The organism is Micromonospora fluostatini (assembly GCF_050410825.1).
GTDB classification, from domain to species: domain Bacteria; phylum Actinomycetota; class Actinomycetes; order Mycobacteriales; family Micromonosporaceae; genus Micromonospora; species Micromonospora rosaria.
Window position 1 is genome coordinate 3,802,252 of sequence record NZ_CP191251.1, and the last position, 13,132, is coordinate 3,815,383.

Sequence of the window (13,132 nt, forward strand, 5' to 3'; positions counted from 1 at the left end):
CCTCACTTGGCCGAGCGGCGGACGAGTACGAAGTTGACCAGCGACACCACGACGATGATCAGGAACATCGCCCAGGCGACGGCGGCGCCGTAGCCGGCGGTGTTCAGGTTCGTGATGCCCATTTCGTACATGTACATCGCCAGGGTCTGGAACTCCCGCTGGTCGCCACCGAGGATCACGCCGTTGCCGAAGAGCAGGGGCTCGGTGAAGAGCTGCATGCCACCGATGGTGGAGAGGATGACCACGAAGACGAAGGTCGGCTTGAGCATGGGCAGGGTGATCTGCCAGAACTGCCGCCACGGGCTGGCGCCGTCGAGCGCGGCGGCCTCGTACAGGTCCTTGGGGATGGCCTGCATGCCGGCGAGCAGGATCAGCGTGTTGTAGCCGGTCCACCGCCAGTTGACCATCGAGGCGATCGCCGTCCACGAGCTGAGCTTGCCCGCGTCCCAGTCGACCGGGCTGACCCCGACGAAGCTGAGCAGCCAGTTGAACAGGCCGAAGTCACGCTGGAAGAGCATCCCGAAGACGATCGCCACAGCGGCCACCGACACGACGTTCGGGATGAAGATGGCCATCCGGAAGAAGGTCTTGGCCCGCAGCAGGGTGCTGTTGAGCAGGTTCGCCAGGAAGAGCGCGAGCAGCAACTGCGGGATGGTCGACAGGGCGAAGATGCCGAACGTGTTGACCAGCGCGTTCCAGAAGTACTCGTCCTGCATCAGGCGGGTGTAGTTGTCCAGCCCGATGAAGGAGCGGTCGCCGATCATGTCCCAGTCGTGCAGCGACATCCAGGCGGTGCGCAGCATCGGGTACAACCCGAACGCCCCGAAGATCAGGAAGAACGGCGCGATGTAGAGGTACGGCGAGTACTTGAGGTCCAGGCGCGTGAAGAGGTGTCCCTTGCGGGGCCGGGAGGCCGACTCCCGGGGCGGCGGTGCTGCTGGTGACGGCGTGGCCGTCGGTGCCGACAGGCTCATGCGGAATCCTTTCCCGGCGAGGCCCGGGGGTCCTCGCACAGGGTGGTACGCGGAGGGGGGACCGACCGGTGGCGTCCGGGAGTGCCTCCCGAACGCCACCGGATGGGACTGACTCAGAAGGCGCCCTGGGTGGCGGCGTCCTTCGTGAACTGCTCCCAGGCCTTCTCCTTGCTGGCCTGCCCGTTCTCGAACGACCGCAGGGCCGGCTCGAGCGCGTTCTCCTTGACCGCCTGGTGCTTCGGGCCCAGGTGGACCGGCTGGATGCCGGCGACGCTCTCACCGAAGATCTTGGCGGTCGGGGCGTTGCTGAAGTACTCGTTGGTGTAGTTCAGGAAGTCCTGGTTCTTCAGGGCCTCCAGGTTGGTCGGCAGCGGGCCCTTGAGCTTGAAGGCCTCGACCTGGCTGGTGGCGTTGGTCAGGAACTCGGCCAGCTTGGCGGCTTCCTTCTGGTGCGCGCTCTGCTCCGGCACGGACAGCCACGAGCCACCCCAGTTGCCGGAGCCGCCCGGCACCGCGGCCACGTCCCACTTGCCCTTGTTGGCCGGGCCGGAGTTGTCCGCCACGATGCCGAGCATCCAGGACGGGCAGAAGGTCGCGGCGAAGGTGCCCTGCTTGAAGCCGGCCGACCACTCCGGCGACCAGGTGGCCGCCTTGGCGGAGATCTCGGTCATCGAGAGCGCGGTGTCCCACGCGGCCTTCACCGCCGGGCTCTTGTCCGCGATGACGTTGTTCTCCTTGTCGTAGAACAGGTCGCTGCCCTGCTGGAACAGCACGCCGTTGGAGACGGCGGTGATCGAGTCGATCAGGGCCTTGCCGCCGCTGCCGGCCTTGTACTTCTTGCCGGTCTCCAGGAAGGCGTTCCAGTCCGGCCAGAGCGCCGAGACCTGGTCCCGGTCGGTCGGCAGACCGGCGGCCTCGAAGAGGTCCTTGCGGTAGCAGACCGCGAGGCTGCCGACGTCGGTCGGCAGGCCGATCAGCCGGCCGTCCGGCGCCTTGCCCAGCTCCCACTTCCAGGCCAGGAACTCCTTGGAGTGGTCGGCGACCAGCGGGGTCAGGTCGACCCAGTTGCGCGGGTTGGCCTTGAACTCGTTGAGGATGCCCTCCTCCAGGGCGACCACGTCGCCCGCGCCCTTGCCGGTGGCCAGGTAGCGGACCAGCTTGGGCCGGTAGTCACCGAGCTGGGCGGTCTTGCGCAGCTCGATCTTGATGCCGGATTCCTTCTCGTACTGCTTGACGAGCTCGTCGTAGCCCATCTCGCCGAAGGTGTCGACGACCAGCTTGGCGGGCTTGCCGTCCGCCTGGACCGAGCCCTCGTCGTCGTTGCCGCAGGCCGTGAGACCGCCGAGTGCGGTGATCGCGGCAAGGGCGGCGACCGCCAAGCGGTTGCGCCGCGTGGTGACGCTCATCCTGACCCCTCTTTTCGGTGGTGAGGCAGTGGAGTTCTGTGGTGGGGGTGTACTGCGCGCGCTGCCGCACCGACGGTGGTCGGGGCGGCGTCGATCACTCCCGGCCCATGTTTCCGTGGGACGCCGGGAGCGCTCCCATGAGACTGCCGCCGGGTTACAGGAGTGTCAATAGACCGCTGGGAGCGTTCCCAGATCGTTACCGCCGGACCGGAATGAACGGGCCGCCACCGGGGCACGGGCCCCGCCGGAGCACGTCAATCGACCGTTCCCGACGCGGCTCAACAGAGCCGCCGGAGCAGGGTCGTCGTCCGGCCGGCGTCGAACGACTCCGGGTCGAAACCGTCCCCGACCCAGTCCCGCAGCGACGCCGACCCGGGCCGCCCCGGATCGGCGAGGGCGGCGAGCAGGTCCCGGTACCCGAGCGGACCGCCGATGTTCTCCGGCGGCCCGGCCCGCCCGCCGTCGAGACAGGTCGGGTACCGCTCGTCCGGGTCGGCCAGGACGACGTCCTCCACCACGAGGTCGTGCTCCCACCAGTCGCCGAAGTCGTAGGTGTACCGGAACCGGCTGCCCTTGCCCAGCACCGCGTCGAGCCGTACCTCCAGCTCGTCGCGCAGAGCCAGCTCGCCGTCCGGGTCCGGGTCGGGGTCGCCGTACGACACCCCGTCGATGTCGAACGAGTGCAGGTGGCAGTCCCGCCAGCCCACCGCGTACTGCAGCACCCGGTGCAGCCGGTCCAGCGTGTACGCGCCGGGCACCAGCACCCGCCGCCAGACCGGTGGTCGGATCCCGGCCAAAGACACCTTGAGCTGGAAGATCTGACGCGACATGCGGCCCCATCCTTCCTCGGCATAGGCTGCCGGCATGATCTGCCGAGCGTGCCGGGCGCGGCGGCACGACGAGTGCCCCGGCCGGAGTTGGTGCGACTGCCAGCACCGTACCCCCGCACCCACTCCTCCGGTGACCGGTCCGGCCGGCGAATGAGCGGGCGCGTCGATATCCACCGGCTCTCGCCGGCCCCCACCACCGGGCCCGGGGACGCCCGCCCCGCCCCGCTGACCGACCCCGAGCTGACCGCGCTGTACGGCCGCGCCGACCGGCCCCACCTGCGGATGAACTTCGTGACCAGCGTCGATGGCGCGGTGAGTGTGGACGGCTACTCCGCCGGGCTCTCCGGCGGGCCGGACAAGCGGGTCTTCGGCCTGCTGCGGATGGTCTGCGACGGGCTGCTGGTGGCCGCCGGCACGCTGCGGCAGGAGGCGTACCGGGCGCTGCGCCTGAACGAGGCCCGGCGGGCCTGGCGCGTCGGGCACGGGCTGCCCCCGTACCCGACGCTGGTGGTGGTCTCCGGCTCGCTGCGGCTCGACCCGGCGCAGGCCGCCTTCGCCGACGCCCCGGTCCGCCCGGTGGTGCTCACCCACGAGGCGGCCGACCCACCGCCCGGCCTGACCGACGTCGCCGACCTGGTGCGCTGCGGCACCGACCGGGTGGACCTCACGGCGGGCCTGGCCGCGCTGCGCGGCCGCGGCCTGGGCCAGCTCCTCTGCGAGGGCGGGCCGCAGCTCTTCGGCGCGCTCACCGGCGCCGACCTGGTCGACGAGGTCTGTCTCACGGTCACGCCGCTGCTCGCCGGGCCCGGACCGGGCCGGATCACCGCCGGGGGGTCGAGCGCGCTGCGGCGGCTCCCGCTGCGGCACGTGCTGGCCGCCGACGACGGCACGCTCCTGCTCCGGTACGCCCGCTGACCCGCCACCGGGCCGGCACCATCCGTACGCCGGTCGTCGCTGCCCGTCGACGGCGGCACGTCGCGTGGCAACCTGTCACACTCCTCGGGCAGGATGCAGGACGTGTTCGCTGACCGAGACCACCGGCTGACCGGAGCCCACCGATGACCGACGACGAGTTCGACGGCTCGGGTGGCGTCGGGCGGGTGCTCGGCACCGCCGACGCCACCCCGTTGCAGTTCTGGACGGCCGTGGCCCCCGGCAGCTACCTGCAGCTCGACGACGTGGTGGTGACCCGCCGCGAGCTGCCCGACCGGGAGCCGGTGACCATCGCCGGGGTGGTCACCCAGGTCCGTGCCCGGCACGAGGGCGCCCAGTTCGACTCGGACGTCTTCGCCATCGCCGACGGCACGCTGCCGGCGATGGTGCAGGAGGCCGCCGAGATCACCACCACCCGGGTCGACCCGGAGTTCTACGTGCCCCCGCACCCCGGGGCGGTGGTGCACCGCGCCGAGGGCGACGCGCGGGCCCGGGCGCTGCACTTCGACCGGATGGAACGGCGGATCCCGATGGGGATGGGCCGCGACGGGGTGCCGGTCTACCTCAACGCCGACTTCCTCGACGGCACCCGGGGCGCGCACGTGTCGATCTCCGGCATCTCCGGGGTGGCCACCAAGACCAGCTTCGCCACCTTCCTGCTCTACTCGGTCTTCCGCTCCGGGGTGCTCGGCGGGGACGCGGTCAACGCGAAGGCGCTGATCTTCAACGTCAAGGGCGAGGACCTGCTCTTCCTCGACCACCCGAACACCCGCCTCGACGACGCCACCCGGGCCGGGTACGCGAAGCTCGGCCTGGCCGCCGGGGCCTTCCCGGACGTGCGGGTGTACGCCCCGCCACGGATCGGCGACTCCTCCGGCACGCCGGACGTGAGCAGCCGGCTGACCGGGGTGGACAGCTTCTACTGGACGCTGAGCGAGTTCTGCGCCGACCGGCTGCTGCCGTACGTCTTCGCCGACGCCGACGACGAGCGCCAGCAGTACACGATGGTGGTCCACTCGGTCGCCGCCCACCTGGCCCGGTACGCCCAGCCCGCCGACGGCGGGGTGAGCGTCGACGGGGTCCGCCTCGGCACCTACGCCGACCTGGTCGACCACATCGTCGAGCAGCTCACCGACGACGAGACGCGCGGCGACTGGGCCGGCAGCGCGGTCGGCGTCGGCACGGTCAACGCCTTCGCCCGCCGGCTGATCGGCAGCAAGAAGGACCTCTCCCGGCTGATCCGGGGCGACCTGGCCGCCCGCCGCCCGCACAGCATCAACACCGCCGAGAGCGCCCAGGTCACCGTGGTCGACCTGCACAACCTGCCGGACCGCGCGCAGCGGTTCGTGGTCGGCGTGACGCTCAAGAGCGAGTTCGAGCGCAAGGAGAAGGCCGGCACCGCCAAGCCGCTGCTCTTCGTCGTCCTCGACGAGCTGAACAAGTACGCCCCCCGCGAGGGCTCCTCCCCCATCAAGGAGGTCCTGCTGGACATCGCCGAGCGGGGGCGGTCGCTGGGGGTGATCCTGGTCGGCGCGCAGCAGACCGCCAGCGAGGTGGAACGACGCATCGTCACCAACTCGGCGATCCGGGTGGTCGGCCGGCTGGACCCGGCCGAGGCGTCCCGCCCGGAGTACGGTTTCCTCCCGCCCGCGCAGCGGCAGCGGGCCCTGCTGGCCAAGCCGGGCACGATGTTCGTCAACCAGCCGGACATCCCGGTCCCGCTCTGCCTGGAGTTCCCCTTCCCGGCCTGGGCCACCCGGGTCTCCGAGGCCGGTCGGGCCCCCTCGGAGACGCTCCGGTCGATCACCGGGGCGGCCGACCCGTTCGCGGTGGTCGGCTCCGGCGGCGGCAGCGACGACGACATCCCGTTCTAGGGGCACCCACTCATGAAGATCCTGCACACCTCCGACTGGCACGTCGGCAAGGTGCTCAAGGGCCGCTCCCGGGCCGAGGAGCACAAGCAGGTCCTCGCCGGGATCATCGACGTGGCCCGGGTCGAGCGCCCCGACCTGGTGATCGTCGCCGGTGACCTGTACGACACCGCCGCGCCCACCCCGGAGGCGACCCGGCTGGTCACCCGGGCGTTGACCGCGCTGCGCCGCACCGGCGCGGACGTGGTGGCGATCGGCGGCAACCACGACAACGGCGCGGCGCTGGACGCGCTGCGCCCGTGGGCCGAGGCGGCCGGGATCACCCTGCGCGGCAGCGTCCGGGAGGACCCGGACGAGCACGTCGTCGACGGGGTCACCGCCGGCGGCGAGCGGTGGCGGGTGGCCGCGCTGCCGTTCCTGTCCCAGCGGTACGCGGTCCGCGCGGTGGAGATGTACGAGCTGACCGCCGCCGAGGCCACCCAGACGTACGCCGACCACCTGGGGCGGATCCTGACCCGGCTCACCGAGGGGTTCGACGAGCCGGACCGGGTGCACCTGGTCACCGCGCACCTGACCGTGGTGGGCGCGTCCACCGGCGGCGGGGAGCGGGACGCGCACACCGTGCTCGGGTACGCGGTCCCCGCCTCGGTCTTCCCCGGCACCGCGCACTACGTGGCGCTGGGGCACCTGCACCGGTCGCAGCGGGTGATCGGCCCCTGCCCGATCCGGTACAGCGGCAGCCCGATCGCGGTGGACTTCGGCGAGCAGGAGAACGTCTGCTCGGTGACGATGGTGGAGGTGACCGCCACCACGGCGGCCCGCGTCCGGGAGGTGCCGGTGGCCGCGGCGATCCCGCTGCGCACGCTGCGGGGCACCCTGGCCCAGCTCGCCGAGGCCACCCCGCCGGAGGGTTGGCTGCGGGTGTACGTCCGGGAGCAGCCACGCGCCGGGCTGCGGGAGGAGGTGCAGGAGCTGCTCCCCTCGGCGGTGGAGATCCGGATCGATCCGGAGCTGGTGCCGGCCCCCGGCTCCGGCGCCCGCACCGCCCAGCGGGCCGGCCGCTCGCCCCGGCAGCTCTTCGCCGACTACCTGGACAGCCGGGGCCACGCCGACTCCGAGGTCCGGGCGCTGTTCGACGAGCTGTTCGAGGAGGTCGACCCGTAGTGCGACCGATGCGGCTGGACATGGCGGGCTTCACCGTCTTCCGGGACCCGACCACCGTCGACTTCACCGACGCGGACTTCTTCGCCCTGGTCGGGCCGACCGGGTCGGGCAAGTCGACGGTGCTGGACGCGATCTGTTTCGTGCTCTACGGGGCGGTGCCCCGCTGGGGCGGGGCGCGGGGGCTGTCGAACGCGCTCGCCCCGTCGGCGACCGAGGCCCGGGTCCGGCTGGTGTTCGAGTCCGCCGGGGACCGGTACGTGGCGACCCGGGTGGTGCGCCGGGACAGCCGGGGCAACGTCAAGACCACCAACGCCGGGTTGCAGCTCATGCCGGCCGGGTTCGACGTGACCAAGCTGGACACCGGGCTCAGCCCGGAGGACCTGGGCGAGGTGGTCGCCGGCACCCCGGCGGAGATGGACGGCGCGGTGCTGGCGGCGGTCGGGCTGCCGTACGAGCAGTTCACCAGTTGCGTGGTGCTGCCGCAGGGGCAGTTCGCCGACTTCCTGCACGCCAAGCCGGCCACCCGGCAGCAGATCCTGGTCAACCTGCTCGGCCTCGGCGTCTACGAGCGGGTGCAGAAGCGGGCCACCGAGCGGGCCGGGCAGGCCGAGGCGAAGCTGGAGGCGGTGGCCCGGATGCTCGCCGGTCTCGACGACGTCGACGACGCGGCGCTGGCCGGGGCGCAGGCCGGGGTGACCCGGGCACACGAGCTGGCCGGGGCGGTCGCGGCGGCCGTACCGGAGCGGGAGCGGGCCCGGTCGGCGGCGCGGGAGGCGCAGGCGGCGCTGGCCGCCCTCGACGCCGAGCTGACGGTGCTCGGGGCGGTGCGGGCACCGGACGGGGTGACCGAGGTGGCCCGCGCCGTGGCCACCGCACGGGCCGGCGCGGACGAGGCGGCCCGGGTGGTGACGCTGGCCGAGGAGCGGGAGGAGAAGCTGCGCGGGGAGCTGGCCGGCGCGGGCGACGAGAGCGCCGCGCGGCTGCTGCTGCGGGCGTACGCGGACCGCGACCGGCTCACCGGGGAGGCCACGGCGGCGGCCTCGGCGGTGGCCGCCGCCCAGGACGGGCACGACGCGGCGCTGGCCGCGCTGACGCAGGCGCGGGCGGCGGCCGAGCGGGCCGAGGCGGAGCTGGAGGAGGCGTTCCGGGCGCACGAGGAGGCCAAGGCCGCCGACCAGGCGGCGGCGCTGCGCGCGCACCTGGTGGCGGGGGCGCCCTGCCCCGTCTGCGCACAGGAGGTGACCCGGGTGCCGGCGGTGCCGGCCGGCTCGGCGGTGGCGGGAGCCGTCGCCGCCGGCAAGACCGCCCGCGCCGCCACCGACGCGGCGAAACGGGTGGTGCAGGAACGCGACGGGGCGGCCCGCGAGCGGGAACGGGTGCTGCTGCGCGCCCGCGCCGGGCACGACCAGGTGTCCGCCCGCCTCGCCGAGCTGGACGGGCAGCTCGCCGGGGCGGCCACCCCGGAGGCGCTCCGGCACGACCTGGCCGAACACGCCCGGCTGCGCGCGGCGCTGGACGAGGCGGCGGGCGCGGTCCGGGCCGGCCGGGACGCCGCCCGGCGGGCCCGGGGGGTGCTCGACACGGCCCAGGAGCGGCTGCGGGCCGCCTGGCGGGAGTTCGACACGACCCGGGACGGGCTGGCCCGGTTCGGGCCGCCCGCCGCCGACCGGGACGACGTCGCCGCCGCCTGGGCGGCCCTCGCCGGGTGGGCCGACGCGCAGGCGGCCCGGCGGCGGGCCGACCGGGTCGGCGTGGCCGCCTCGGTGACCGCCGCCGAGGCCGACGCCGCCGCCGTCGAGGACCGGATCGGCGCGCTCTTCGCCGCCGCCGGCCTGCCGGCCGACGACGACCCGGTCCGGGCGGCCACGGTCGCGGTGGAGCGCGCCGAGGCGGCCCACCGGCGGCTGGTGGAGCGCCGCGAGCAGGCCGCCGGGCTGCGCGAGCAGCGCGCCGGGCACGAGCGCGACGCCCAGGTGGCCCGCGCCCTGGCCGGGCACCTGCGGGCCAACAACTTCGAGCGGTGGCTGCTCGCCGAGGCGCTGGACCTGCTGGTCGACGGCGCGTCGCGGATCCTGCGGGAACTCTCCGGCGGCCAGTACGACCTGGTGCACGACAAGGGTGAGTTCTTCGTCGTCGACCACTACGACGCCGGGCTGCGGCGCGGGGTGCGCACCCTCTCCGGCGGGGAGACGTTCCAGGCCTCGCTGGCCCTGGCACTGGCGCTGTCCGAGCAGCTCGCCGGGCTCTCCACCACGTCGGCGAGCCTGGAGTCGATCGTGCTGGACGAGGGCTTCGGCACCCTGGACGCGGCGACCCTGGACACGGTGGCGGCCACCCTGGAGAGCCTGGCCGCCCGGGGTGACCGGATGGTCGGCGTGGTCACCCACGTGCCGGCCCTCGCCGAGCGGATCCCGGTGCGGTACGAGGTCCGCAAGGACGCCCGGACGGCCCGCGTCGAACGGACCGGCCTGTGACCGCGCCGGCCGCCGGGGACGGCTCGCCGGAGCTGTTCGTCGACGCCTGGGACCCGAGCTACGGAACGTCCTTCGAGGCGGCCCCGGGCGGGCCGGCGGCGCCGAGCAGCGCGCAGGTCGACGCCGACGTGGAGCTGCCGGCGGTGGACTGGCGGGCGATCGACGTCCGCCGGGACGTCCCCGCGCCGGCCGTGGTGCTGCTGGTCGACGGGGTACGCCGGATCGACGCGAGCGTCTGGACGGCGGAGCCGGACGGCGGCTCCTTCCCGGGCGTCGCCGCGTCGTACGCCGCCGGGGTGGTCTGCTGCGACCTGGAGCGGGGCGCGGCCCGGCTGGCCGGGGCGAAGGTGGGCCGGGGCCTGTTCACGGCGAGCCCGTCGGCGCGGGAGGTGGTGGCCGGGCGGATCCGGTACCCGGTGCACCGGGTGGGCGGCAGCGGCGAGCTGAACAAGCTGCCGGCGGCGGTGCAGGGGCCGCTGACCGCGCTGGAGGTGGAGGTCTCCGGGGCCGCCCGCACCGACGGCGACCTGCTGGTGGTGGACGGCCCGCTGCGCAGCCGGCGGAACCTGCCGCGCACCCTGGGCTACATCAAGACCCAGCACAGCCAGTACCTGGACGCCCGGCTGACGGCGGTGGTGACCGGCCTGCGGTCGGGGCAGCGCTCCCCGGTGTTCCGGCTCGGCACCGCCTGGGGCGGCTACTCCTGGTACCTTCGCCTGCCGGTGGCCTCCGGGGCGCCGTGGGCGGGGATCGTCCGGGTGGAGTGCTCCGCCGAGCTGCCCGAGCCGGCGGCCATCGGGCTGGCCGACCTGTCGCTGGTGACCCTGCCCCGGTTCGCGTCCACGCCGTACAAGGACCCCCGGGCCCCGCAGAACCTGGTCCCGATCGCCGGGCTGGAGCGCCGGCTGCGGGCGTTGCTGGGCGACGCCCGGCTGCTGCACCGGGCGCTGACCGCCGCCGCCCGGACCGGGCGCTGATGGGGCGGCGGCGGGACGCGGACCGGGTCGTCGAGCAGGTCGACACCGGGCGGGCGGAGCTGGTGCCGGACCCGGACCGCGCCGGGTCGTGGACCCTGCTGCTGGACGGCGCGCCGCAGTCGCACGTGGACCTGACCGACCCCACCCACCTGGAGTTCGAGTACGTCCGCCGGTTCGCCGCCGCGATCGACCTGCTCGCCCCGGCCGGCGCGGCGCTGCGGGTGCTGCACCTCGGCGGCGGGGCACTGACCCTGCCCCGGTACGTGGCGGCGACCCGGCCCGGGTCGACCCAGCGGATCTCCGAGGTGGACGGTGCGCTGGTGGAACTGGTCCGGCGGGCGCTGCCCTGGCCGGCCGAGGCACGCTTGCGGGTCCGGGTGGCCGACGCCCGCGCGACCCTGGCGGCCACCCGGGACGCGAGCTACGACGTGGTGGTCGCCGACGTCTTCGCCGGTGCCCGGACCCCGGCGCACCTGACCAGTGTGGAGTACGTCGGCGAGGTGGCCCGGGTGCTGCGCCCCGGCGGCTGGTACCTGGCGAACCTGGCCGACGGGCCACCGCTGCGGCACGCCCGGGGACAGGTGGCCACGGCCCGCGCGGTGCTGCCGCACGCCTGCCTGGTGGCCGACGCGGCGGTGCTGCGCGGCCGGCGGTACGGCAACCTGGTGCTGGTCGCGGGGCGGGTCGAGCCGCCGGTGCCGGAGCTGACCCGGCGGGCCGCCGGCGACTGGTTCCCGGGCCGGGTGGTGGCCGGCGCGGACCTCGACCGGTTCACCGGCGGGGCCCCGGTGGTGTGCGACGCGGACGCCACCGGCTCCCCGCCACCACCGCCGGGATTTTTTTCCGCCGGCCGTTGATCCGTTGGCCGGGTTCCCCCGTACCACCGGGCGACCCCAGCCACGAGACGCTCCGGATCCCGGCGGCGGCCTCCCGACCGGGGCATCTGAGCTCACAGGACGTTCCGGAGGTCTGCATGCATGCGGTGGCGGCCGGCTGGCACGGTGACCGGGCCCGGCCGGACTGGATGTCCGCCCGGTCCCAGTCCCGGGTCTCCCGTTCCAGCCGGGGTGGCGACACCCGCTCGGTCGATCGCCAGAATGACCCGGTGACGCCCCGACCGACCACCGGTCGCCACCAGGCGCCCGACGACGCGGGCCACTCGGACCGGCTGATCCGGCTGCTGTACGCCGAGCACGCCGGGCCGTTGCTGATGTTCGTGATGCGGCTCACCGGTGGCGACCGGCAGCGGGCCGAGGACATCGTGCAGGAGACCCTGCTGCGGGCCTGGCGCAACGCGCACCGGTTGGGCGCGCAGGGGCAGGGCTCGTTGCGGCCCTGGCTCGTCACGGTGGCCCGCCGCATCGCCATCGACGAGCACCGCAGTGAGCAGGCCCGCCCGGCGGAGACGTACGACCGGGACCTGACGGCGTTCGCCGAGGCGGACAGCACCGACCGGGTGCTGCGCACGATGACGGTGGCGGATGCCCTGCGTACCCTGAGTCAGTCGCACCGGGAGATCCTGGTGGCCACGTACTTCCGGGGCCGGACGGTGCCGGAGGCGGCCGAGGAGTTGGGGCTCCCGCTCGGCACCGCGAAGTCGCGGGTCTACTACGCGCTCCGTGCGCTGCGCACGGCTCTACAGGAGAGGGGGGTGACGGAATGAGCCGGACCGAGCACATGGACGTCGCGGCGTACGCGCTCGGCGTGCTGGACGAGCAGGACACCGAGCGGTTCGAGGAGCACCTCGCCACCTGTTGGGCCTGCGCGGCCGAACTGGAGACCATGGTCCCGGTGGTGGGGCTGCTCTCCGACATCGACGGCGAGACCATGACGGCGATGGAGCAGACCGCCACCGATCCCCGGCTGCTGGACCGCACCCTGGGGGCGGTCCGGGCGCATCGGCGGCGGCAGCGGTTCCGACAGGTGCTGACCAGCGCCGCCGCCGTGGTGGTCTTCGGCGGGCTGACCGGGGTGGGCATCGCCAGCATCAGCGACGGCGGTCCGCCGGACGTGGTCGCGGTGCCCTCCACCAGTGCGCCGGTCGGTGGCGACCCGTCGGTCGACGGTCCCGGGATCGGCGGCCCGAACCAGATCGAGGGCGACCCGTTCGAGGCCACCGACGCGACGACGGGGGTCAAGGCCACCTTCTACATCGCCGACAAGAACTACGGCACCCAGGTGAACTTCGTGCTGGACAAGCTGCCCGGCCCGCGTACCTGTCGGCTGGTGCTGGTCCGCACGGACGGCAACACCGAGGTGATCTCCTCGTGGAACGTCCCGCCGGGCGGCTACGGGACGAACGCCAACCCGGAGAAGCTGACCCTGGGGGCCTCCACCGTCACCGCCCGGGACGAGATCGCCCGTATCCAGGTGCAGTCGGTCGACCAGAGCGGGGTGGCCACCCCGCTGGTGTCGACGAGGTTCTGAGTCGGACGCCACCCGGCGTCGGTCCCCGCCCGGGGCCGGCGCCGATCCGTCGTTTCCGGGTGAAGAACCCAGGCCG

Annotated in this window: 11 protein-coding genes; 8 read left to right on the forward strand and 3 right to left on the reverse strand. The window is 74.0% G+C overall.

Features of this window, described 5'->3' with window-relative positions; translation table 11 throughout:
- Nucleotides 1-2 precede the first annotated feature (2 nt).
- From ACQUFX_RS16575 to ACQUFX_RS16585, 3 genes are all read right to left on the reverse strand, one after another.
- On the reverse strand, nucleotides 3-974 hold the full coding sequence (locus ACQUFX_RS16575; protein WP_428961291.1) for a carbohydrate ABC transporter permease: 972 nt from the start codon (nucleotides 972-974) through the stop codon (nucleotides 3-5).
- Between the two features lie 113 nt (nucleotides 975-1,087).
- Complete coding sequence (locus ACQUFX_RS16580; protein WP_428961292.1) at nucleotides 1,088-2,380, reverse strand: ABC transporter substrate-binding protein; 1,293 nt, start codon at nucleotides 2,378-2,380, stop codon at nucleotides 1,088-1,090.
- Nucleotides 2,381-2,658: 278 nt separating this feature from the next.
- Nucleotides 2,659-3,210, reverse strand: a complete 552-nt coding sequence (locus ACQUFX_RS16585) for a plasmid pRiA4b ORF-3 family protein (RefSeq protein WP_428961293.1) — start codon at nucleotides 3,208-3,210, stop codon at nucleotides 2,659-2,661.
- A gap of 150 nt (nucleotides 3,211-3,360) precedes the next feature.
- On the opposite strand from ACQUFX_RS16585, the gene ACQUFX_RS16590 reads away from it, so the two are divergent.
- The 8 genes from ACQUFX_RS16590 (at nucleotide 3,361) to ACQUFX_RS16625 (ending at nucleotide 13,056) form a co-directional block, all read left to right on the forward strand.
- Nucleotides 3,361-4,125, forward strand: a complete 765-nt coding sequence (locus ACQUFX_RS16590; protein WP_428961294.1) for a pyrimidine reductase family protein — start codon at nucleotides 3,361-3,363, stop codon at nucleotides 4,123-4,125.
- A 143-nt stretch (nucleotides 4,126-4,268) separates the two neighbouring features.
- Nucleotides 4,269-6,017 (forward strand): ATP-binding protein, encoded by a 1,749-nt coding sequence (locus ACQUFX_RS16595; RefSeq protein ID WP_428961295.1) that lies wholly within the window; start codon nucleotides 4,269-4,271, stop codon nucleotides 6,015-6,017.
- Between the two features lie 12 nt (nucleotides 6,018-6,029).
- Nucleotides 6,030-7,178 (forward strand): exonuclease SbcCD subunit D, encoded by a 1,149-nt coding sequence (locus ACQUFX_RS16600; RefSeq protein WP_428961296.1) that lies wholly within the window; start codon nucleotides 6,030-6,032, stop codon nucleotides 7,176-7,178.
- The gene (locus tag ACQUFX_RS16605; protein WP_428961297.1) at nucleotides 7,178-9,652 is read left to right on the forward strand and encodes an AAA family ATPase; all 2,475 of its coding nucleotides are present in this window, start codon (nucleotides 7,178-7,180) and stop codon (nucleotides 9,650-9,652) included. Before ACQUFX_RS16600 ends, ACQUFX_RS16605 begins: the two co-directional genes overlap by 1 nt.
- Nucleotides 9,653-9,684: 32 nt before the next feature.
- The gene (locus tag ACQUFX_RS16610; RefSeq protein ID WP_211272077.1) at nucleotides 9,685-10,629 is read left to right on the forward strand and encodes a hypothetical protein; all 945 of its coding nucleotides are present in this window, start codon (nucleotides 9,685-9,687) and stop codon (nucleotides 10,627-10,629) included.
- Complete coding sequence (locus ACQUFX_RS16615; RefSeq protein WP_428961298.1) at nucleotides 10,629-11,486, forward strand: spermidine synthase; 858 nt, start codon at nucleotides 10,629-10,631, stop codon at nucleotides 11,484-11,486. The genes ACQUFX_RS16610 and ACQUFX_RS16615 overlap by 1 nt, the downstream gene beginning before the upstream one ends.
- A gap of 116 nt (nucleotides 11,487-11,602) precedes the next feature.
- Nucleotides 11,603-12,292 carry a sigma-70 family RNA polymerase sigma factor gene (locus ACQUFX_RS16620; protein WP_067370540.1) on the forward strand — a complete coding sequence of 230 codons (690 nt, stop codon included), beginning with the start codon at nucleotides 11,603-11,605 and terminating at the stop codon, nucleotides 12,290-12,292.
- A complete protein-coding gene (locus ACQUFX_RS16625) occupies nucleotides 12,289-13,056 on the forward strand; it encodes an anti-sigma factor family protein (RefSeq protein WP_428961299.1) in 768 nt (255 codons plus the stop codon). Before ACQUFX_RS16620 ends, ACQUFX_RS16625 begins: the two co-directional genes overlap by 4 nt.
- Nucleotides 13,057-13,132: the final 76 nt, after the last annotated feature.

Excerpts from the sequence above, each read along its gene's own strand:
- ACQUFX_RS16575 (WP_428961291.1), bottom strand. The coding sequence starts at position 974 with ATGAGCCTGTCGGCACCGACGGCCACGCCGTCACCAGCAGCACCGCCG.
- ACQUFX_RS16580 (WP_428961292.1), bottom strand. The coding sequence starts at position 2,380 with ATGAGCGTCACCACGCGGCGCAACCGCTTGGCGGTCGCCGCCCTTGCC.
- ACQUFX_RS16585 (WP_428961293.1), bottom strand. The coding sequence starts at position 3,210 with ATGTCGCGTCAGATCTTCCAGCTCAAGGTGTCTTTGGCCGGGATCCGA.
- ACQUFX_RS16590 (WP_428961294.1), top strand. The coding sequence starts at position 3,361 with ATGAGCGGGCGCGTCGATATCCACCGGCTCTCGCCGGCCCCCACCACC.
- ACQUFX_RS16595 (WP_428961295.1), top strand. The coding sequence starts at position 4,269 with ATGACCGACGACGAGTTCGACGGCTCGGGTGGCGTCGGGCGGGTGCTC.
- ACQUFX_RS16600 (WP_428961296.1), top strand. The coding sequence starts at position 6,030 with ATGAAGATCCTGCACACCTCCGACTGGCACGTCGGCAAGGTGCTCAAG.
- ACQUFX_RS16615 (WP_428961298.1), top strand. The coding sequence starts at position 10,629 with ATGGGGCGGCGGCGGGACGCGGACCGGGTCGTCGAGCAGGTCGACACC.
- ACQUFX_RS16620 (WP_067370540.1), top strand. The coding sequence starts at position 11,603 with ATGCATGCGGTGGCGGCCGGCTGGCACGGTGACCGGGCCCGGCCGGAC.
- ACQUFX_RS16625 (WP_428961299.1), top strand. The coding sequence starts at position 12,289 with ATGAGCCGGACCGAGCACATGGACGTCGCGGCGTACGCGCTCGGCGTG.